The 20,028-nt window shown below is 66.5% G+C and carries 20 protein-coding genes; 10 read left to right on the top strand and 10 right to left on the bottom strand.

Annotated elements, in window-relative coordinates; all coding sequences use genetic code 11:
- The first annotated feature begins 39 nt into the window (after positions 1 to 39).
- Entirely contained in the window at positions 40 to 855 is an 816-nt protein-coding gene (locus AC07PT_RS13450; RefSeq protein ID WP_494656941.1) for an enoyl-CoA hydratase-related protein, read from the top strand.
- Here the strand turns inward: AC07PT_RS13450 and AC07PT_RS13445 are convergent.
- The 4 genes from AC07PT_RS13445 to AC07PT_RS13430 all read right to left on the bottom strand — a co-directional run bounded on the left by AC07PT_RS13445 (position 795) and on the right by AC07PT_RS13430 (position 5,217).
- Entirely contained in the window at positions 795 to 2,693 is a 1,899-nt protein-coding gene (locus AC07PT_RS13445; RefSeq protein WP_494656940.1) for a M61 family metallopeptidase, read from the bottom strand. The genes AC07PT_RS13450 and AC07PT_RS13445 overlap by 61 nt on opposite strands.
- 32 nt (positions 2,694 to 2,725) lie before the next feature.
- Positions 2,726 to 3,187, bottom strand: coding sequence for a DUF3429 domain-containing protein (locus AC07PT_RS13440; RefSeq protein WP_494656939.1), 462 nt, complete (start codon positions 3,185 to 3,187; stop codon positions 2,726 to 2,728).
- A gap of 108 nt (positions 3,188 to 3,295) precedes the next feature.
- Positions 3,296 to 4,024, bottom strand: coding sequence for a DsbC family protein (locus tag AC07PT_RS13435; RefSeq protein WP_492347902.1), 729 nt, complete (start codon positions 4,022 to 4,024; stop codon positions 3,296 to 3,298).
- Between the two features lie 47 nt (positions 4,025 to 4,071).
- The gene (locus AC07PT_RS13430; protein WP_492347903.1) at positions 4,072 to 5,217 is read right to left on the bottom strand and encodes an FAD-dependent monooxygenase; all 1,146 of its coding nucleotides are present in this window, start codon (positions 5,215 to 5,217) and stop codon (positions 4,072 to 4,074) included.
- Between the two features lie 115 nt (positions 5,218 to 5,332).
- On the opposite strand from AC07PT_RS13430, the gene AC07PT_RS13425 reads away from it, so the two are divergent.
- From AC07PT_RS13425 to AC07PT_RS13410, 4 genes are all read left to right on the top strand, one after another.
- A complete protein-coding gene (locus AC07PT_RS13425; RefSeq protein WP_494656938.1) occupies positions 5,333 to 6,208 on the top strand; it encodes an MOSC domain-containing protein in 876 nt (291 codons plus the stop codon).
- Positions 6,209 to 6,352: 144 nt separating this feature from the next.
- The gene (gene ychF / locus AC07PT_RS13420) at positions 6,353 to 7,447 is read left to right on the top strand and encodes a redox-regulated ATPase YchF (protein WP_494656937.1); all 1,095 of its coding nucleotides are present in this window, start codon (positions 6,353 to 6,355) and stop codon (positions 7,445 to 7,447) included.
- Between the two features lie 135 nt (positions 7,448 to 7,582).
- On the top strand, positions 7,583 to 8,377 hold the full coding sequence (locus AC07PT_RS13415; RefSeq protein WP_492347906.1) for a glycosyltransferase family 2 protein: 795 nt from the start codon (positions 7,583 to 7,585) through the stop codon (positions 8,375 to 8,377).
- Between the two features lie 119 nt (positions 8,378 to 8,496).
- The gene (locus tag AC07PT_RS13410; RefSeq protein WP_494656936.1) at positions 8,497 to 9,309 is read left to right on the top strand and encodes a flagellin N-terminal helical domain-containing protein; all 813 of its coding nucleotides are present in this window, start codon (positions 8,497 to 8,499) and stop codon (positions 9,307 to 9,309) included.
- Positions 9,310 to 9,328: 19 nt separating this feature from the next.
- On the opposite strand, the gene AC07PT_RS13405 is transcribed toward AC07PT_RS13410, so the two are convergent.
- From AC07PT_RS13405 to AC07PT_RS13395, 3 genes are all read right to left on the bottom strand, one after another.
- Positions 9,329 to 9,937 carry an exosortase H-associated membrane protein gene (locus AC07PT_RS13405; protein ID WP_492347908.1) on the bottom strand — a complete coding sequence of 203 codons (609 nt, stop codon included), beginning with the start codon at positions 9,935 to 9,937 and terminating at the stop codon, positions 9,329 to 9,331.
- Positions 9,934 to 10,470 (bottom strand): exosortase H, encoded by a 537-nt coding sequence (xrtH, locus tag AC07PT_RS13400; RefSeq protein WP_492347909.1) that lies wholly within the window; start codon positions 10,468 to 10,470, stop codon positions 9,934 to 9,936. Before xrtH ends, AC07PT_RS13405 begins: the two co-directional genes overlap by 4 nt.
- Positions 10,471 to 10,555: 85 nt before the next feature.
- A complete protein-coding gene (locus AC07PT_RS13395) occupies positions 10,556 to 11,026 on the bottom strand; it encodes a YqaA family protein (RefSeq protein WP_494656935.1) in 471 nt (156 codons plus the stop codon).
- Between the two features lie 170 nt (positions 11,027 to 11,196).
- Between AC07PT_RS13395 and dusB the strand changes: the two genes are divergently transcribed.
- From dusB to purH, 3 genes are all read left to right on the top strand, one after another.
- Entirely contained in the window at positions 11,197 to 12,249 is a 1,053-nt protein-coding gene (gene dusB / locus AC07PT_RS13390; protein ID WP_492347911.1) for a tRNA dihydrouridine synthase DusB, read from the top strand.
- Positions 12,246 to 12,482, top strand: coding sequence for a Fis family transcriptional regulator (locus AC07PT_RS13385; RefSeq protein WP_492347912.1), 237 nt, complete (start codon positions 12,246 to 12,248; stop codon positions 12,480 to 12,482). Before dusB ends, AC07PT_RS13385 begins: the two co-directional genes overlap by 4 nt.
- A gap of 69 nt (positions 12,483 to 12,551) precedes the next feature.
- Positions 12,552 to 14,141, top strand: coding sequence for a bifunctional phosphoribosylaminoimidazolecarboxamide formyltransferase/IMP cyclohydrolase (purH, locus tag AC07PT_RS13380; protein WP_492347913.1), 1,590 nt, complete (start codon positions 12,552 to 12,554; stop codon positions 14,139 to 14,141).
- Positions 14,142 to 14,238: 97 nt separating this feature from the next.
- Here purH and AC07PT_RS13375 read toward each other — a convergent pair whose 3' ends face one another.
- Positions 14,239 to 15,138: a DMT family transporter gene (locus AC07PT_RS13375; RefSeq protein WP_492347914.1), complete on the bottom strand. Its 900-nt coding sequence runs from the start codon at positions 15,136 to 15,138 to the stop codon at positions 14,239 to 14,241.
- Between the two features lie 163 nt (positions 15,139 to 15,301).
- Between AC07PT_RS13375 and AC07PT_RS13370 the strand changes: the two genes are divergently transcribed.
- Both AC07PT_RS13370 and AC07PT_RS13365 read left to right on the top strand, forming a co-directional pair.
- Positions 15,302 to 16,285 (top strand): quinone oxidoreductase family protein, encoded by a 984-nt coding sequence (locus AC07PT_RS13370; protein ID WP_492347915.1) that lies wholly within the window; start codon positions 15,302 to 15,304, stop codon positions 16,283 to 16,285.
- Entirely contained in the window at positions 16,282 to 17,103 is an 822-nt protein-coding gene (locus AC07PT_RS13365) for an NUDIX hydrolase (protein ID WP_492347916.1), read from the top strand. Before AC07PT_RS13370 ends, AC07PT_RS13365 begins: the two co-directional genes overlap by 4 nt.
- Positions 17,104 to 17,109: 6 nt before the next feature.
- On the opposite strand, the gene pip is transcribed toward AC07PT_RS13365, so the two are convergent.
- Positions 17,110 to 18,066 carry a prolyl aminopeptidase gene (pip, locus tag AC07PT_RS13360; RefSeq protein ID WP_492347917.1) on the bottom strand — a complete coding sequence of 319 codons (957 nt, stop codon included), beginning with the start codon at positions 18,064 to 18,066 and terminating at the stop codon, positions 17,110 to 17,112.
- A gap of 949 nt (positions 18,067 to 19,015) precedes the next feature.
- Positions 19,016 to 19,924, bottom strand: a complete 909-nt coding sequence (locus tag AC07PT_RS13355) for a LysR family transcriptional regulator (RefSeq protein ID WP_492347918.1) — start codon at positions 19,922 to 19,924, stop codon at positions 19,016 to 19,018.
- Positions 19,925 to 20,028: the final 104 nt, after the last annotated feature.

The following is a 20,028-nucleotide window of genomic DNA, read 5'->3' as shown; positions in this document are numbered from 1 at the left end:
GATCGATCCAGATTCAAAACACCCAGCAGGAGACTTGGCATGACCGATGAAGCTCAGCCCGCAGTTTTGTATGCCACCGACGACGCCAGTGCTGGCGCAGTGGCCTTGATCACCTTCAACCGGTCCCAGACGCTCAACAGTTTTGACCTGACGATGCACCGCGCCTTGTGGGCGGCCCTGGATGCGGCCGAGGCCGACGAGAACGTGCGGGCCGTGGTGCTGACGGGCGCGGGCCGGGGCTTTTGTGCAGGGGCCGATCTGTCGGCCTTCGACTTTGCCCCGGGGCCCGATCGGGTGCGACGGGCCGACCCGGGGCCGGTGATCGATCAGGCCTTCAACCCCACCGCCCGGCGCCTGCAGGCCTTGCGCATGCCGGTGCTGGCTGCCGTGAATGGGGTGGCCGCGGGGGCCGGCATGTCGTTGGTGATGAGTTGTGACCTGGCGATCGCCTCGCCTCAGGCCAGCTTCATCCAGGCTTTCAGCAAGATCGGGCTGGTGCCAGATGCCGGCAGCACCTGGTTGCTGCCGCGTCGCGTGGGCTTGACCCGCGCGCTGGGCCTGGCGCTGACGGGCGACAAGCTGGGCGCTCAGCAGGCCCGGGAGTGGGGCTTGATCTGGGATGTGGCGGACGACTGCCTGGACACCACCTTGACGCTGGCCCGCCGCCTGGCGGCCATGCCCACGGCGGCCTTGGTGGCCACCCGCCGGCTGTTGCGCGAATCGACCACGCGTGAGCTGGACGCCCAGTTGCTGGCCGAGCGCGACGCCCAGTCAGCCATGGGCCGCACCCACGATTACTTTGAGGGGGTCGAGGCCTTTTTGGCCAAGCGAGCCCCGGTCTTCCGGGGCGATTGAGGCGCTCGGGCCTTGGTTTCAGTGGCGGCGGCCGGTGCACTGGCAGGCACATCGGCTGACGCAGGGGCTGGCATTGGGTCCCCACCCAGCCAGGCCTTGACCCAGGCCGCCTGCTCGATGGCCAGGCGCACCGTGGTGGCCTGGGCGGGCAGCTTCAACGCCAGTCGCAGCAGGCGCCGGTCGCGCGCAACCAAGGCGGTGGCGCGCTTGGCCGGCCCCGCGTACAGCGCCAGGTCGTCCAGCTTGGACAGGCGCCAGCCTTGCGGGCCCACCTCCAGGCCAAGCCATTCATCACCGGCCGCCATGCCGGCTTTCTCGGCCAGGCCACCGCGCAACACCGCCTTGATCTGGACGCTGCCGTTTTCCGTCACGCGCAGGCCCAGGGCTTGCGCGGGTTGGGCTGGGTCATCGTGCCAACGCACACCGGCCTTCGCCAGCAAGGGCTGCACCGGCAGGTCGGCCACGCCGTGCACCCAGGTCTTGAGTTCGGGGCCGAAGTCGCGGCCCGAAACCTCTTTGAGCACCTGGGCAAAGTCGTCTTCGCACATGGGGCCGCCGCTGCAACGCTGCCATACCGCACGCATGGCCTGGTCCAGGCTCTGTCCCTGGGCGCGCAGCGTCAGGTCCAGGCACAGGGCCACCAGCGAGCCCTTGGTGTAGTAGCTGATGGTGGCATTGGCCGTGTTTTCATCCTGCCGGTAGTACTTCACCCAGGCGTCGAAGCTGGCTTCGGCCACGCTCTGCACCAGGCGCCCCGGGGCCTGCAGCACCTGGTTCAGGGCCTTGTTGAGCAGGCGAAGGTAGGCGGCATCGTCGATCAGGCCGGCGCGACGCAGCAGCAGGTCGTCGTAGTAGCTGGTGAAGCCCTCGAAGAACCAGAGCAACGGGGTGTAGTTCTCCTGGGTGTAGTCGTAGCGGGCCAGTTCTGCAGGGCGCAGCCGCTTCACGTTCCAGGTGTGGAAGTACTCGTGGCAGATCAGGCCCAGCAAGGTGGTGTAACCCTCGGGCGTGCGGGCTTCGCCCAGGCGCGGCAGATCGCGGCGGCCGCAGATCAGCGCGGTGCTGGCCCGGTGCTCCAGCCCGCCGTAGTTGTCATCCACCACATTGAGCATGAAGACGTAGCGCGAGTGCGGCACGCCGCTGGCCGCCGGCTGGGCGGCGTCGACCTCGGGGTGCCAGAAACGGATGGCGGTTTCGCAGATCTGCTGGGTGTCGCGCAGCAACCGGGCCGAGTCAAAAGACGCCGTTGCGCCCGCCACCACGATCTGGTGTGCCACGCCGCAGGCGGTGAAGCTGGCCTGCCAGAAGTCGCCCAGTTCGAAGGGGCTGTCCACCAGCTCGTCGTAGTCGGCCGCCTGGTACAGACCAAAACCGCGACGGTCGACCTTCAGCGCCGTCAGCGCCGTGGCTGCGCTCCAGCCTTCAGCCGGGGATTCCACCGTGATCTGGTGGGGCAGGCTTTCCTGGCCGTGCACTCGCAGGCACAGGCTGGTGCCGTTGAAAAAGCCACGCTGGCTGTCCAGCCACGCGGTGCGCACCGAGTTGTCAAAGGCATAGACCTGGTAGCGCAGTTCCAGCGGGCTGCCGGCCTGGCTCGCCACTTGCCAGCGGCATTTGTCCAGTTGCTGCAGCGCCACGCGCCGGCCTTTCTGCCGGGCTTGCAGCTGTTGCAGGTTCTTGGAGAACTCCCGCACCAGGTAACTGCCCGGAATCCACACCGGCAGGGAGACCTCCTGCTGTGCCGTGGGGGCGGGAATGGTCAGGGTCACCTCATACAGGTGGGCGTGCCGTTGACGGGCGTCGATGCGGTAGTGCGGTGCGCTGGGGTGTTGTTTCATACGGGCCTGAGGCGGGGCGGTCGGCAGTGGGGTCAGGTATTGGCAGCGCCCAGCAGGCAGCTCAGGGTGGCCACCACGGTCAGCCTGAAGCGCAGGGTGAGCCAGGGCCTCAGTTGGGGCGAAGTCCAGGTCTTGCGATCCACCAGGTAGCACACCACCAGCAGCAGGCCCAGCAAGGGCAGCCCAGCATAGATCGGCATCACCACGGCGACCCAGGCCACGATGGGCGGGATCACGCCCCACACCAGATGGATGCGCGGCGCTGCTTCACCCTGTTGAAAGGCGATACCCCAATGGATGCCGCCCAGAAACGAGGCCACGGTGGCCGCATAGGCCATCAGCGCCAGGGCCACAAAGGGCATCAGGTCGGGTGTGACCAGCCACATCAGCAGGGCCAGCAACACGAAAGGCGCCAGGCCGGCATAACCCAGGCGTTCGATCACGAGGGACAGGGGAGCCCCAGCCGGATGGGGAGTCGGGACAGAGGTGTTCATGCCCCGGATTGTGGCCGGGTTTGCGTGCCCCAGCCGCAGGCCAGGGCAATCCTGTGGGGCGAGTGTGGCGTGAACGACGCACTCAGGCGGTACCGGTCCGTGGCCCGGTCACTCCTTGCTGGGGCTGGCCGCCTGGGCAATGCGCTGCTCGATCTGCTGCGTGTTCAGCGCGCCGGGCACCCGGCTGCCATCCGAGAAGATGATGGTGGGCGTGCCGGTGATCTTGTACTTGCGCCCGAATTCCACGTTGCGCGCAATGGCGGCCACGTCGCAGCTGCCATTGGGGGCGGCCTTCTCGCGCACCATCCAGTCAAGCCAGGCGCCGCTCTTGTCCTTGGCGCACCAGTGGTTGCGCGCCTTGTCGGCCGAGTCGGGGCCCAGGATGGGGTACAGGAACATGTAGACCGTCACGTTGTCCACCTTGGACAGGTCTTTTTCGAAGCGTTTGCAGTAGCCGCAGTTGGGGTCTTCAAACACCGCGATCTTGCGCTGGCCATTGCCGCGCACGATCGTGAATGCGTCGCCCATGGGGAGGGTGCTGAAGTCGACCGCGGTGATCTTGGCCACGCGCTCTTCCGTCAGGTTTCGTTGCTGGGCGGTGTCGATCAGCTCGCCCTGGATCAGGTAGTTGCCCTTGGCGTCGGTGTAGAACAGGTCATTGCCCACGCGCACCTCGTAGAGGCCGTTCATGGGGGTCTTGCGCACCTCATCAATGTTCTGCAGTTGGGGAAGGCGTGCCGCCAGGGCTTTCTTGATCACCGCCTCCTGGGCCAAGGCGCCCAGGCTGAGCAGGGGCAGGGCTGCCAGCAGCAGGCGGGGGATGAGGGCTGTTTTCATGGTGTGGTGTGGGGCAAAAGGAGTAAAAGACCGGGGGCAGGCCTGGATCAGGCCAGGCCCATGGCCAGGCGGGTCACCCAGTTCTTGAGTGGGCCGCTGCGGTTGAATTGGTTCATGCCCCAGTTGCGGGCGTTCTGTACGCTGGGCAGCGTGTGGTCAAACAGGCGCTGCAGCCCGTCGCTGGCCAAGCCCAGGGCCCAAATCCCAGCCTTGCGTTCGCGTTCGTAGCGGCGCAGCAGCTTGGGGTCGCCCACGCTGCGCCAGTAGTCACGTTCGCGCAGCACCCGGGCCAGGGCTTCAACGTCGCCCAGGCCCAGGTTCAGGCCCTGGCCGGCCAGCGGGTGCACGGCATGGGCGGCGTCGCCTGCCAAGGCAAAGCTGCGCACCGGGCCCTGGGCGGGCTGGCCGGGCAGGGGGCCCACCCAGCGGTCGGCACGCGACTGCTGCAGCGACCAACTGGCCCGCTCGCTGCTGAGGCTCAGCGAGCCCGCAGGCCAGCCGGCCTGAGCGGCCACGCGATCGGCAAAGTCTTGGGGGGGCAGGGACATCAGTTCGGCAACCTCGGCATGAGGCACTGACCAAACCAGAGCGATGGAGTTCCCTTGATCGCCACCCAAAGGCAAAAAAGCCATCACCTGAGCCGGTAAAAACCACTGGCGAGCCAGTTGCCCATGGGGCTCCGCGGCCTCCAGTCGGGCCGCAATGGCGGTGTGCGGGTAGGGCGTGGTCTCGTATTGCACGCCAAACTCTTCGCGGGTGCGGCTGGCGCGCCCCTCGCAGACCACCGTCAGGGCGGCATCGCGCGGGCTGTCAACGCGTTCGATCTGGGGTTGGTAGCGCACGGCCTCGGTCAGCCGGGCCTCCAGGGCAGGCACGTCGACGATCCAGGTCAGTGCCGGGGTGTTCTGCTCGCGGGCCGAGAACACCACCTCGCCGCCCTGGTCGCCCAGCACCTGCATGCCAGTGACGGCGGTGACGGCTTCGCCCTCGGGCCAGCAGCGCAGCGAATCCAGCAACTGCTGCGACGCGTTATTCAACGCGTAGGCGCGCACATCCTGGGCCGGGGGGGCGGGCTGGGTCGGGCGGGGCGGGCTCACCAGGGCCACCCGCAGGCGTTCTCGGGCCAGCAGCAGGGCCAGGGTCTGGCCGACCACGCCGGCACCACGGATACACACATCAAAGGCTTGCGTCATGGGCCGTGATTGTAGGAGGCAGGCACAATCGCGACCTGACCTTGCGCAAGCGGCATTCGCCCTTGCAGGGGTGTTTGGCCGACATGAATGGATGTAAAGCAGGAGTGAGCAGGACATGACATGGGACGCAGAGGCTGATTTCGACGTTCAGGGCACGGTGGCGCGCCTGTTTGTTCACCCCATCAAATCCTGTGCGGCCGTCGAAGTGCAGGAAGCCGTGCTGACCGAAACCGGCCTGGATCTGGACCGGGCCTGGATGGTGGTCGACCCGGACGGCCTGTTCGTGAGCCAGCGCGAGCTGCCGCGCATGGCCCTGATCCGGCCCCAGCTCAAAACGTTCGAGATGGTGCTGCGCGCCCCGGGCATGCTGGCCTTGCACCTCGCCATCGATGGCGTCGAGGCGCCTTGCACCGCGCAGGTCTGGAAAGACCGGGTCAAGGCCTACGACATGGGTGACCTGGCCGCCCAGTGGTTCAGCGACTTTTTGGGGCGTCCCCTGCGTCTGGTGCGTTTCGACCCCGAGCAGCGCCGGCTGTCCAGCCTGCAGTGGACTGGCGGCCTGGAGGCCCCCAACCAGTTCAGTGATGGCTTTCCGGTCCTGGTCTGCAGCGAGGCCTCGGTGGACGACCTCAACCAGCGCCTGGGCCAGGCCGGCCATGCGCCGGTCGGCGTGGAGCGCTTTCGGGCCAACATGGTGCTGGCGGGGGTGGAATCGTTCGACGAAGATCGCCTGGAAGACCTCGTGATCCGGGCCGACGAGGGGCCCGTGGTGCTGCGCCCGGTCAAGCCCTGCACCCGCTGCCCCATCCCCGACATCGATCCCGTCACCGCCACCAGCAGCCCCGAAGTGGGCGACACTTTGCGCACCTTCCGCCGGGATGACCGGGTGGGCGGCGGCATCACCTTCGGCATGAACGCCATTGTGATCGAGGGCGCCGAGCGCCTTTTGCGCGTGGGGCAGGTGGTGCAGGGGCGGTATCGCTTCGATTGATTCGGCGCTGATCAGTACAATCAGCGCCAATTTCCCCAGGCAAGGCAAGAGGTCGATCCATCAGGGCGCCGCTTGCAGGTTTGGCGCGTGGCCCAGTCGCTTGCGCCGCGGAGCCCGGGAACCATCACCAAGAAAGCAACCTCCATGAGCCTCAAATGCGGCATCGTGGGCCTGCCCAACGTCGGCAAGTCCACTCTTTTCAACGCCCTGACCAAGGCCGGCATCGCGGCCGAGAACTACCCCTTCTGCACCATCGAGCCCAATGTGGGCACCGTCGAGGTGCCGGATCCGCGTCTGGACCAGCTGGCCCAAATCATCACCCCCGAGCGCATCGTCCCGGCCATCGTCGAGTTTGTCGACATCGCCGGCCTGGTGGCTGGTGCCAGCCAGGGTGAAGGCCTGGGCAACCAGTTTCTGGCCCACATCCGCGAAACCGACGCCATCGTCAACGTGGTGCGCTGCTTTGAAGACGACAACGTGATCCACGTGGCCGGCCGTGTCGATCCGATCGCTGACATCGAAGTCATCCAGACCGAGCTGTGCCTGGCCGACCTGGGCACGGTTGAAAAGACCTTGCAGCGCTCGATCAAGGCCGCCAAGTCGGGCAACGACAAGGAAGCCGCCAAGCTGGTGCAGGTGTTGACCCGCGTGCAGGCCACCCTCGACGAGGGCAAGCCGGTGCGCACCCTGGACCTGAGCAAAGAAGACCTGCTGGTGATCAAGCCGCTGTGCCTGATCACCGCCAAGCCGGCCATGTTCGTCGGCAACGTCAGCGAAGACGGCTTTGACAACAACCCCCTGCTGGACCGCCTGAAGGAATACGCCGCCGGCCAGAACGCCCCCGTGGTGGCCATCTGCGCCAAGATGGAAGCCGACATGGCCGACATGAGCGACGAAGACCGTGCCATGTTCCTGGCCGAGCTGGGCCAGGACGAACCGGGCCTGAACCGCCTGATCCGCGCCGGCTTCAAGCTGCTGGGCCTGCAGACCTACTTCACCGCGGGCGTCAAGGAAGTGCGCGCCTGGACCATCCATGTGGGTGACACGGCGCCCCAGGCCGCCGGTGTGATCCACGGTGACTTCGAGCGTGGCTTCATCCGGGCCCAGACCATTGCCTTCGAAGACTTCATCGCCTTCAAGGGCGAGCAGGGCGCCAAGGATGCCGGCAAGATGCGCGCCGAAGGCAAGGAATACGTGGTCAAGGATGGCGACGTGATGAACTTCCTGTTCAACGTCTGATCCCGTTCCCCACGGACTGACCACGAAGCCGCACCCTGGTGCGGCTTTGTCGTTTTCAGGGGACGCCCGGGTGAGCGGCTTGGCAAGACCGGTCGCTGACAGGGCATTCTTTGCACCGTCTGATCTGCCCACACCATGAGCCCTTCTTTACCCGACCTCACCCTCATCATCCCCACCTTCCGCCGCGAGGGCTTGCTGCTGGAGGCTTTGCACAGCGCGCTGGCGGTGCCGGGGCTGGCCCTGGAGGTGCTGGTCATCGACGACAGCCCCGAGGGTGGAGCTCGGGCTGTGGTTCAGGCCCTGGGGGATCCCCGGGTGCAGTACCTGCAGCAGGTGCCGCCCAGTGGAGGCCGTCCGGCGGTGTTGCGCAATCGGGGGGCTCAACTTGCCCGGGGACGGCTGTTGTATTTCCTGGACGACGACGATCACGCCATCCCGGAGGCCCTCGCTGAGGCCTGCAGGCGTCTCGATGGCACTGCTTGCGGGGTGGCGATCGGTTTGCCCCGGCCTTTTGGGGCGGTGCCTGCCCGGGTCGAAGAGGAGCGCCGCTATTTCGAAGGGGCCGCTCGTTTCCTGGCTCGTCACCCCTCACGTTGGGCGGTGACCGCGCGACTGCTCTTCGGTCATGCCCTGGTGGTTTGCAGTACCTATGTCGTCCGCCGTGATGCCTTTCTGGCCGTGGGCGGCTTCCTCACCGACATGGCGGTCTACGAAGACATCGACCTGTGCATGCGCGTGGTACGCCAGGCCGGGCATCTGCACCTCGGGCAGGCCATTGTGGAGCGACGGGTGGGCGGCCCCAGCCTGATCAGTCAATCGACCCAGGCCCAGATGCTCGATGCCTATCGCCTGTCGCAGGCGCACTACCGCAGCCAGCGTGGGCCGATTGAAACCCTGGCCCTCAAGCTCTTGAACCGTGGCCTGGCCTGAGGCGTCGGGGCACGGTGATCAGCGAAGGGTGATCGACGCAAAGGCCGCTTGGCTGGTGTTTTGAGGGGCAAAGGCCGATAATTCGGTCAAATTAACCGGCTGTCCGCTGCGAATTCGCCATGAACGCCATCAACTCTTCTACCCCCAACGGCTTGCTTGCGGCCCAATCGGCGTCACTCACGCGGCTGCAGTCGCTGGGGCAGAAGCTGTCGTCGGGCCGGGCGATCAACTCGGCGCTGGACAACGCAGCCGGCCTGGCCCAGTCCAGTTCCTTCAGTGTTCAGCTGTCGAGCGCGGCCGTGGCCATGCAGGGCTTGCAGGATGGCAGCTCTCTGTTGCAGACCGCGTCCGGGGCCTTGGGTGAGGTCAGTTCCAACCTGCAGCAGCTCAATGATCTGGCCGTGCAGGCCGGCAACGGCAGCCTGTCGGCCAGCGACCGGCAGGCCCTGCAGGCGCAAGCCAGCCAGCTCACCCAGAACCTCAACCAGATTTCGGGCAACACCCAGTTCAATGGCCAGAACCTGCTGGACGGCAGTTTCAGCGCCAGCCTGCAGACGGGCCCCAATGCGGGCGACACGCAGAGCCTGAGCCTGGGCAGTGTGTCGGCCAATGCCCTGGGGGTGGGTGGCATCGACCTCACCAGCAGCAGCGGGCAGGCCAGCGCCATGCAGGCCATCGGTCAGGCGCTGCAACAGGTGAATGACCAGCAGGCGGGGGTGGGGGCGTCGCAGTCCGGGCTGCAGGCCAATTTCGATCAGCTCAGTGCGCAGTCCGGGGCCTTGGCGTCGTCAAATGCCAGCCTCAGCGATGCCGACCTGGCCCAGTCCGCCTCCAGTTTTTCTCAGGAGCAGGTGCGCCAGACGGCTGCCACCCGCATGCTGTCGCTGTACCAGTCGATGCAGAAGGACACGCTCAGCCTGCTGCCCAAGTGAGGGGGCTGCCCGGGGGCTTTCAATCCTGGTCGCCCGCGCTCAGGGCGCCTTCCACCAGCACCTGATGGATCAGGCGCCGGTCCAGGGCCAGCCAGATCAGGATCGGGGCCAGCGTGGGCAGCAGCAAGAAACCAATCTGGTAGGCCGCGCCGATCAGGTTGACGTCGAAGGCATCGAACCGAGTCTGGCTGCGCGTGGCTTCACCGGCCTGCACCGCCACCTGCAGCAGCCAGGTGAAGCACACCCCCCAGGCCTGAAAGGGCAGCAGGGCGACCGCACCGGCCGGGATCTTCCACCACCAGCCCTTGGCCCGCACGGCCAGGAACAGCGCGGCCAGCAAGGGGATGCCATAGGCGTAGGTGAGCACGTTGGCCTCGGGGGCCACATCGGCCAGGCGCCCGCCGGGCATCTTCACACTGAGGCCGGTCAGCAGCACCTGCTGGGTGCCATGCAGTTCAGAGCCCTGGGCCCAGAACGGAAACACGGCCTTCATGGCCCATTCGGCCAGCCAGGCCGGGGCCACGGCCACGTAATTGCGCCCCAGGTACCACAGCGCCAGGCAGGGGATCAGCCACAGCAGGGCGCGCAGAAAAAAGCCGCTGATGACGCTGTGCGAAGCCCGCTTCATGAGGCGGCCCCGGTAGCGGTCCCGGCATGGGCCTGCAGGTGTTCACGGCGGAAATCCTGGCGTGCCACCCAGCGCATCCAGACCAGCCAGACCACCACCACGTCAAGCATGATCAGGGCCTGCCACAGGTAAAGGTGGGCAAATTCGAAGGCCTGGGCGTTCCAGCCTGCCAAGTAGAACAGGGTGATGATGCGCACCAGGTTCACCATCTGGATGGCGACAAAACCGATCCCGATGCCCACCAGCTTGTAGCGCCAGCGGGCCGGGTACGCCGTGAGGGCCGCCAGCAGGATCAGGCAGGCTTCGACACCGTTGCAGCCGGCTTCGATGGACACGCCCATGCCCGTCTTGGCGTTTTGCAGCACCTTGCCGTACGAGACCACATTGGCGTCCACCGCCTGCACCAGAAAGGCGCTGGCCGAGGCCAGAAAGGTTGTCCAGGGCACGATCAGCCACTGTTGGATCGGCGGGGTCAACTCACCCACGAACAAGACCACCAGCAACACCAGGAAGATCGAGAAGAAACGCAGCATGGACAGGTCGCTCTTGAAGGGGGGTGTGAGTTCAGTTCAAGCCGGCACTGTAACTCAGACGCCTGCCCCTGGCCGGTGCTTGCGATCAGCCTGGAAACAGTTTCATCAGCACCGTGGTCATGGCCAGATAACGCAGGCCCTTGCCCAGCAGCATCCAGCCCACGCAGGGCCAGAACGGCAGGCGCAGCCAGCCGGCCACGGCACACAGCGGGTCGCCCAGCAAAGGCAGCCAGCTCAGCAGACAGGCCTTGGGCCCCAGGCGCTGCAGCCAGCCCAGCACGCGCAGGTGGTGGGGGGAGCGGTGATAGTGGTCGGCCACCCGATGGGCGCCATAGCCCATCCACCAGTCCAGCGCGCCACCCAGGGTGTTGCCCAGGGTGGCCACCGCGATGGCGGGCCAGAACAGCTCGGGGTTGAGCTTGAGCAGGCCGAACAGGGCCGGCTCCGAGCCCAGGGGCAGCAAGGTGGCCGAGATGAACGACACCACAAACAAGGTGCCCAGGCCGTATTGGGGCAGGGCCAGAAGGGCGAGCAGAGAGTCGAGCCAGGCTTGCATGGGGCCCAGTATAGGCAGGCGCAGCGTGCGCCAGATCGACAGCCGGCAAGCTCACGGAGCGCGCATTTCAATTGCTGAAATTTTGAGCAGCTACAATCGTGCCTCATTTTTCAGCATGCCGTTGCCGACGGCCCCCATTTCCCCTCCACCCATCCCCCCCTGCTTGACCCATGCAGATCGGACACCTGTCGCTTGAAAATACGCTGTTTGTCGCCCCCATGGCGGGGGTGACGGACCGGCCTTTCCGTCAGTTGTGCAAATCGCTGGGGGCCGGCTATGCGGTGAGTGAGATGGTCACCTCGCGCCGTGATTTGTGGAACTCCCTGAAGACGTCCCGCCGCGCCAATCACGAGGGCGAGAAAGAGCCGATCGCGGTGCAGATCGCCGGCACCGAGCCCCAGATGATGGCCGATGCCGCGGTCTACAACATCGAGCGCGGTGCCCAGGTCATCGACATCAACATGGGCTGCCCGGCCAAGAAGGTGTGCAACAAATGGGCCGGTTCGGCCCTGATGCAGGACGAGGCCCTGGCCCTGTCCATCGCCGAGGCCGTGGTGCAGGCCTGCCTGCCCCACGGTGTGCCGGTCACCCTCAAGATGCGCACCGGCTGGTGCCAGACGCACAAGAATGCGGTGGTGCTGGCGCGGGCCTTCGAGTCGGCAGGCATCCAGATGTTGACCGTGCATGGCCGCACCCGTGAGCAGGGCTACAAGGGCCAGGCCGAGTACGACACCATTGCCGCCGTCAAGGCAGCGGTGCAGGTGCCTGTGGTGGCCAACGGTGACATCGACAGCCCGCACAAGGCGGCCGAGGTCCTGGCCTATACCGGTGCCGACGCCTTGATGATCGGGCGGGCGGCCCAGGGCCGCCCCTGGATCTTCCGCGAGATCGGGCACTACCTGAGCACAGGCACCCTGCTGGCCCCACCTTTGGTGGCCGAGGTGCGTCGCCTGCTGCTGGAGCACCTGCAAGACCATTACGCGCTGTACGGTGAATTCACCGGCGTGCGTTCGGCCCGCAAGCACATCGGCTGGTACGTGAAAGGCCTGCCTGACGGCGAAGCCTTCCGCACCCGCATCAATGGCCTGGAAGACAGCGCCGCCCAAACGGCGGCTGTCGCTGATTATTTCGACGCCCTGGGAGACCGCATGGAGCGCTTGCCGGACAGCCCGGCTGCCGCCCTGGCCGGCGAGGACGAAGAACCCCTGGAAACCGCTGCATGAGCAACAAGAACATTGAAGACTGTGTCCGTGACAACCTGCTGGCGTATTTTCGCGATCTGCACGGCGAAGAGCCCCATGGCATGCACGAGATGCTGATCCGCCTGGTCGAGAAACCGCTGCTGGAGGTGGTGATGGCCCAGGCCGAGCACAACCAGTCGCGCGCGGCCGAGTGGCTGGGCCTGAACCGCAACACCCTGCGCAAGAAGTTGATCGAGCACGAACTGCTCAAGTAAAGAACCCGGCCCAGCGCCCCGGCCAGAGCCGCCTCCCCCTTTTTCCTATCCAAAACTGAAGACCCTCGCATGAACGCACTTCTTTCTGTTTCCGACAAGACCGGCATCGTCGAATTGGCCCGGGAACTGCACGCCCTCGGCATCAAGCTGATCTCTACCGGCGGCACTGCCAAGCTGCTGGCCGAACAAGGCTTGCCGGTCACCGAGGTGGCCGAGGTGACGGCCTTCCCTGAAATGCTGGACGGCCGTGTCAAGACCCTGCACCCCAAGGTGCACGGTGGCCTGCTGGCCCGCCGCGACCTGCCCGAGCACATGGCCGCCCTGGCCGCACACGGCATCGACACCATCGACCTGCTGGTGGTCAACCTGTACCCGTTCGAAGCCACCGTGGCCAAGCCGGGCTGCACCCTGGAAGACGCGATCGAAAACATCGACATCGGTGGCCCCGCCATGGTGCGCAGTGCGGCCAAGAACTGGAAGGACGTGGGCGTGTTGACCGACGCTTCGCAGTACGCCGGCGTGGTGGCCGAACTCAAGGCCAACGGCAACAAGCTCAGCGACAAGACCCGCTTCGGCCTGTCGGTGGCTGCCTTCAACCGCATCAGCAACTACGACGGCGCCATCAGCGACTACCTGTCGGCCTTGAACTTCGAGGAAGGCAACAACACCCCCTCCAAGCAACTGTTCCCGGCCCAGAGCAATGGCCGTTTCATCAAGCTGCAAGACCTGCGCTACGGCGAGAACCCTCACCAGCAGGCCGCCTTCTACCGTGACCTGTACCCCGCACCGGGCTCGCTGGTCACCGCCGAGCAGCTGCAGGGCAAAGAGCTGAGCTACAACAACATCGCCGACGCGGATGCGGCCTGGGAGTGCGTCAAGAGTTTTGACGTGCCGGCCTGCGTGATCGTCAAGCACGCCAACCCCTGCGGCGTGGCCGTGGGCAGCGGTCCGCTCGAGGCCTACAGCAAGGCCTTCCAGACCGATCCCACCTCGGCTTTTGGCGGCATCATTGCCTTCAACCGCACCCTCGATGCCGCAGCGGCCCAGCAGGTCAGCAAGCAGTTTGTCGAGGTGCTGATGGCGCCCGACTTCACGCCTGAAGCGCTGGAAGTCTTCAAGACCAAGGTCAATGTGCGCATCCTGAAGATCGCGCTGCCGGCCGGTGGTGCCACTGCCTGGGACAAGGGCCAGAACCTGATGGACGTCAAGCGCATCGGCTCGGGCCTGCTGATCCAGAGCGCCGACAACCACGAGCTGCAACTGACTGACCTCAAGGTCGTCACCACCAAGCAACCCAGCGCCGAAGAGCTGCAAGACCTGCTGTTCGCCTGGAAGGTGGCCAAGTTCGTCAAAAGCAACGCCATCGTCTTCTGCAAGGGTGGCATGACCATGGGCGTGGGCGCCGGCCAGATGAGCCGCCTCGACTCGGCCCGCATCGCCAGCATCAAGGCCGGCCATGCGAACCTGAGCCTGCAAGGCACGGCCGTGGCCAGCGATGCCTTCTTCCCGTTCCGCGATGGCCTCGATGTGGTGGTGGACGCGGGTGCCACCTGCGTCATCCAGCCCGGTGGCTCGATGCGCGACCAGGAAGTGATCGATGCGGCCAACGAGCGTGGCGTGGCCATGGTCTTCAGCGGCGTGCGCCACTTCCGCCATTGATCAGGGATTGATCGCAGCAGGGCTTCGGGGCCTTCAGCCCCCACAACCTGCCCAGCGCCCTGCAGCCTCACGGTTGCAGGGCGTTTTTTCTGGGCGTTCAGCGTCGGGCCGACACCACGATGCCGCCCACGATGAAGGCGAACGCCACTGCGTGGTACAGGTGCGGGTGTTCGCCCAGGAACAGCGTGGACATCAGGGCGGCAAACAAAGGCGTGAGGTTGATGAAAAACCCCGCCACCCCGGGGCCGGCCTGTTGCACCCCACTGCCCCAGCAGCGGTAGGCCAGCAGGGCAGGGCCCACGGCGATGAAGGCCAGCGCGGCCAGCAGCGGCCAGCCCCAGCTGATGTGGGCGGGGGTCAGCAGCCACTCACCGCCCGCGAACAGGCCCGACCAGCCCAGGCCGAACACCATCTGGGCGATCAGAAACCCCGACCAGTCCTGGTGCAGGCCGGGTGGCTCGGCGGTGCGCACCAGCAGCCAGCTGTAAAACGACCAGGCGATCGTGGCCAGCAGCATGAACAGGTCGCCCGCCACCAGCTTGAAAGCCATCAGCTGGGCCCATTCGCCGCGGCTCAGCACCAGCACCACCCCCACGATGGACAGCAGGGCGCCCAACAACTGCTGGCGCACCACCGGCACGCCAAAGAACAGCGCGCCCACACTCAGCATCCACACCGGCATGCTCGATCCCACCAGCGTGGCATTGATCGGGGTGGAGGTCTGCAGCGCCAGGTACTGCAGGGCGTTGTAGCAGCCCACCCCCAACAGGCCCAGCACGCTGTAGCGCCGCCAATGGGCCCACAAGGGGCTGTCGCGGCGCAGGGTGCGGCCCGCCAGCGGCAGCAGCAGGACGAAGGCGATGGCCCAGCGCAGCAGGTTCAGCGTCATGGGCGGCACCAGCTCATGCACCAGCCGGCCCACCACGGCATTGCCCGCCCAAAGCAGGGGGGGCAGGGTGAGCAGGGCGATGGTCGAGGGGCTGAGTCGGTGTTGCATGGGGGCGCACTTTACAGGGCCGGCGCCGGCCTTGCGCCCAGACCTCTGCACACCCCGCCGATTCGTGGCACCATTTCGCCCGGTTTGGCCTGCACCGCAGCTGCTGGATGCAGCGGCCGTCCTCAACTTCGTTCCCTTCGCCCCCCGCAACCGGAGACATCCCATGACCCGCGCCGTACGCATTGACCAGCCTGGTGGTCCTGAACAACTCAAGATCGTGAATGTGGACGTGGGCCAGCCCGGCCCCGGCGAGATCCGCATCCGCCACCATGCGGTGGGCCTGAACTACATCGATGTGTACCAGCGCACTGGCCTGTACCCCTTCCCCATGCCGCTTCAGCTCGGCATGGAAGGCTCAGGCGTGGTCGAATCCGTGGGCGAGGGCGTGACCCACCTGCGCGCTGGCGACCGTGCCGCCTACGCGGCCAACCCGCCGGGCAGCTATTCAGAGGTGCGCGTGATGCCGGCCCGCAACGTGTGCAAGTTGCCCGACGACATCTCGTTCGAGACCGGCGCCGCCATGATGCTCAAGGGCCTCACCGCCCAGTACCTGCTCAAGAAGACCCGCCCGGTGGAAGGCCTGCAGCCCGGCGACTTCGTGCTGTTCCATGCTGCTGCCGGCGGTGTCGGCCTGATCGCCTGCCAATGGGCCAAGGCCCTGGGCCTGCAGCTGATCGGCACCGCAGGCTCGGATGCCAAGTGCGCGCTTGCCAAGGCCAACGGTGCGGCCCACGTGATCAACTACAGCACCGAAGATTTTGCGGCCCGCGTCAAGGAGATCACCGGCGGCCAGGGCGTCAAGGTGGTGTACGACTCGGTGGGCAAGGACACCTGGGACAAATCCCTCGACTGCCTGCGTCCCTTCGGCCTGATGGCCAGCTTCGGCAACGCCTCCGGTCCGGTCGCACCCTTCGCCCCCGGCATGCTGGGCGCCAAGGGCTCGCTGTATGTCACGCGCCAGACCCTGTTCACCCACATCGCCACCCGCGAAAGCAACCAGGCCATGGCCGATGACTTGTTCGAGGTGGTGCGCAGCGGTCAGGTGAAGATCCACATCGAGCAGCGCTACCGCCTTGAAGACGTGCAGCAGGCGCACCGCGACCTCGAAGCCCGCAAGACCACGGGCTGCACCATCCTCACGCTGTGAACCCCGGCAAGCCTTCGAGTCCGCCCTGGCTGCTGGACCTGCGTGCACAGGCCCGCCAGGCGCCACGTCGCCCTCGTCTGCCTTTGGTGGCGGCGGGGCACACCCTCGGCTCGGTCGAAGACGGTGTGCTGGCCAGTCTGCCGGGCGCGGCCGGCCTGGGCTTGTCGCGCCAACTGGATGAGCGTGGCCCGAGCTGGCACCTGCAGGCCGAGGCCTCCGAGGCTGGCCTGAGTGCTGCCCTGCAAACGTTGGCCCTGGCCCTGCGGGCGGCTGGTCGCTGTGGCCCCTGGCGCAACGAACAATTGGCGGTGGTTGGGGCCCAGGGGCAGCGCCTGGGCACCATCGAGCGTGGTGCGGTGCGCGTGCTCGGCCTGGCCACGCAGGCCGTGCACCTGGTGGGGCTGGCCCCCGACGGGCGCCACTGGGTGCAGCAGCGCGCCCACGACAAACCCAACGACCCCGGGATGTGGGACACCTTGATGGGCGGCATGGTCTCGGCTGCCGACACCCTGCACGAGGCCCTGGCCCGCGAAACCTGGGAGGAAGCCGGCCTGCATGTCGAGCAGATGGCCGCCCTGAGCCATGGGGGGCATGTCGAATTTGCGCGCCCCAGCGCCGAGGGGGGCGGCTGCGGCTACATGGTCGAGCGCATCGACTGGTTTGTCGGCCAGGTGCCGGACGGGCGTCCGCCCGAGAACCAGGATGGCGAGGTGGCCCAGTTCGCCCTGCTCACCCGCGATGAACTGGTCCAGCGGGTGGCGGCCGGCGAATTCACCCTGGAAGCCAGCTTGATCATTGCGGCCAGCCTGGGGCTGTAGCCGAATTCAGCGCTGGGCGAAGCGATCGGTGGCAGCCAGCAACTGATCCTGGATGCCGGGTTCGGTCCAGGCATGGCCGGCCCCCTCGATCAGGTGGAACTCCGAGCCGGGCCAGGCCTGGTGCAGGGCGTGCGCGTAACGTGCCGGGCAAGGCATGTCATAGCGGCCATGCACGATCACCCCCGGGATGCCCGCCAGGCGATGGGCCTCGCGCAGCAGTTGGCCATCTTCGAGCCAGGCGCCGTGCATGAAATAGTGGTTCTCCAGCCGGGCGAAGGCCAGGGCAAAGTGGGCATCGGCATGCTGGTCGTGGTTGGTTGGGCTGGGCAGCAGGGTGATGGTCTCGCCCTCCCAAAGGCTCCAGGCCAGGGCCGCTTCCTGCTGGCGGGCCGGGTCCGGGCCGGTCAGCAGGCGGTGGTAGGCCGCCATCATGTGGCCGCGTTCGGCCTCCGGTATCGGGGCCTGGAAGCGCGCCCATTTCTCGGGAAACATCTCCGACACCCCGTACTGGTAGTACCAGTCCAGCTCGGCCCGGGTCACGGTGTAGACCCCGCGCAGCACCAACTCGCTCACGCGCTGCGGGTGCTTCTGCGCATAGGCCAGCGCCAGGGTCGAGCCCCACGAGCCCCCGAACACCAGCCAGCGCTCGGTGCCGGGCCGCAACTGCCGCAGGGCCTCGATGTCGTCCACCAGGTGCCAGGTGGTGTTGGCCTCCAGGCCCGCATGCGGCGTGGAGCGGCCGCAGCCGCGCTGGTCAAACAGCAGCAGGTCGTAACGCGCCGGGTCGAACAGTCGCCGGTGCTCGGGCGAGATGCCCCCGCCCGGGCCGCCATGCAGAAACACCGCCGGCTTGGCGCCCGGGGTGCCCACGCGCTCGTAGTAGACGCGGTGGCCGTCGCCCACGTCGAGCAGGCCGGTTTCGTAGGGTTCGATGGCGGGGTAGAGGGGGCGGGGTGGGGGCATGGCGTGAATTGAGGTAAGAAGGACGGCCTGTTCGGTCGTCGGCCGAGACGCATGTTTGTACCAGCCGAAACCCTTGTTGCGTTTGCTACCTTGTCTTGGACCCAAGCGTTCCTACGATGTGCTGTCGAAAGGAGGCTGCAATGTCTGACAAGACACTGAGTTGTTCCCCACGCGAGTTCACAGGTCCACTCAAGGTATCTGATCATGATGCGGTACGGGGATTGATCAAGAGGCTGGAGACCCTCTATCGAGCAAGCACTGCTGCAGGCGAAGATGCAACCCAATACTGGGCAGACATCGCGATCCGTTCGAAAAGCCCATTCGCACCGCTCGCCCATGTCCCTGGTGTCTTCGCTGCGCTTTGGACGCCCGATGTCGCTCCTCAAACTGCGTTGATCCTTGGGACTGCAGGCTTCAACTTTTTAGGGGTCCCTCGTTCGCTGGTGCACTTTTCCACGGCGGATGGGGCTGCAGGCATCGCCCGCACGGGCGTGATCCATTCGACTCGATGGGGACTCTTTGGTCCAGGGGCTTACCTGGCAAATGTTGGACGGCCCCTGAACCTCTTTGTCAGGGCCTCGGCGCGAACGCCGGTCCTCTTGGAGACGCCCGCTGGCACCGCTCGTATCATTCCGTATCTGGTCTATGTTCGATGGGGCCTGTCGTCTTTGCCCATTGTTTTGAAGTAGGCACCTCTTGAAACTTGCTCGCGCCGCCGCGATCCTCTTTGCCTGGGCCTGTTGGGGCTGGGCCGCCTACAGTCGTCAGTGGCTATGGCTCGTGGTGTCCCTGGTGCCCTATTTCATCGTCAACGCTATGGACCCATGAGCGCCGGTCGATTGCGCTGAGTGCGCCTCCCTGAAGGTCTGGAGGGCCTGCATCCTTTGAGGAACCGGTTGCCTGGGTGTGGGGCGCTGGCTGATGGCGTGGCTTCGGCTGGGTGGGGCCCTCAGACCGCCGGCACGGCTTGGCGCTGCCGGGCCACGTCTCGGATCAGCTCCCACGCGGCCTGGGCCAGGGGCGACAGGGCGCGGTTGCGGCGGTGCACCAGCATGATGTCGCGGTCCACCCGGGGCAGCAGGGGGCGAACGGCCAGGCCATTCAGGCCTTCGGGGGGCAGGGCCAGGTGGGGGACCACCGACAGGCCCAGGCCGGCCTCGACCATGCGGAAGATGGTGGTGGGGTGGCCCACGTCCTGGGCGTTTTCGGCCACCACCCCCTGGGCTTCCAGGGCCCGGTCGATCAGGCGTCGGCTGCCGGAGGCGTGGTCCAGCAACACCAGCGATTCGCCGGCCAGGTCGCGCCAGTGCACCTGGGCCTGCCGGGCCAGGGCGTGGCCGGGCGGGCAGACCAGGCAGAAGGGCTCGGACAGGATGGGCTCGCAGTGCAGGTCCTCGCGTTCACCGGGGTCGATCACCACCCCGAAATCGACCTCGCCCGAGCGCACGCTGTCCAGCACATCGTGCTGGATGCGGTCCAGCAAGGTCAGTTGCAGGCCGGGCCATTGGCGCCGGCACAGCGCGATGCATTCGGGCATCAGGTTGGCTGACAGGGTGGGGCTGCTGGCCACGCGCACCCGCCCCCGGCGTTCAGTGGCCATGCCCTGCACGTCCAGCAAGGTGTTGTCCAGCTCCTCCAGCACGCGCTCCAGGCGGGCCGCCAGCTTGCGGCCGGCCTCGGTCAGTTCGACCTCGCGGGTGGTGCGGTTCAGCAGTTTCAGGCCCAGTTGGGCTTCCAGTTCGGTGATGCAGCGGCTGACGGCGGGCTGGGTCAGGCCGATCAACTGGCCGCTGCGGCTGAAGTTGCGGGTGAGGGCCACGGAGCGGAACACCTCCAGTTGACGCAGGGTGACATTCATGAGTGCACATGATAAATCCATCAGTGAAATGCATTTCACTTTTGAATCGGGCTCAGGCCTAATCGCCCACCTGGGCTCGGCATGGCGCGGGGCCCACCCCCTTT

The sequence above is a fragment of the Curvibacter sp. GW821-FHT09D12 genome, from assembly GCF_059416245.1.
The sequence above is the reverse complement of the archived record's forward strand: the minus strand, read 5'-3'. Positions and strand labels throughout refer to the sequence as shown.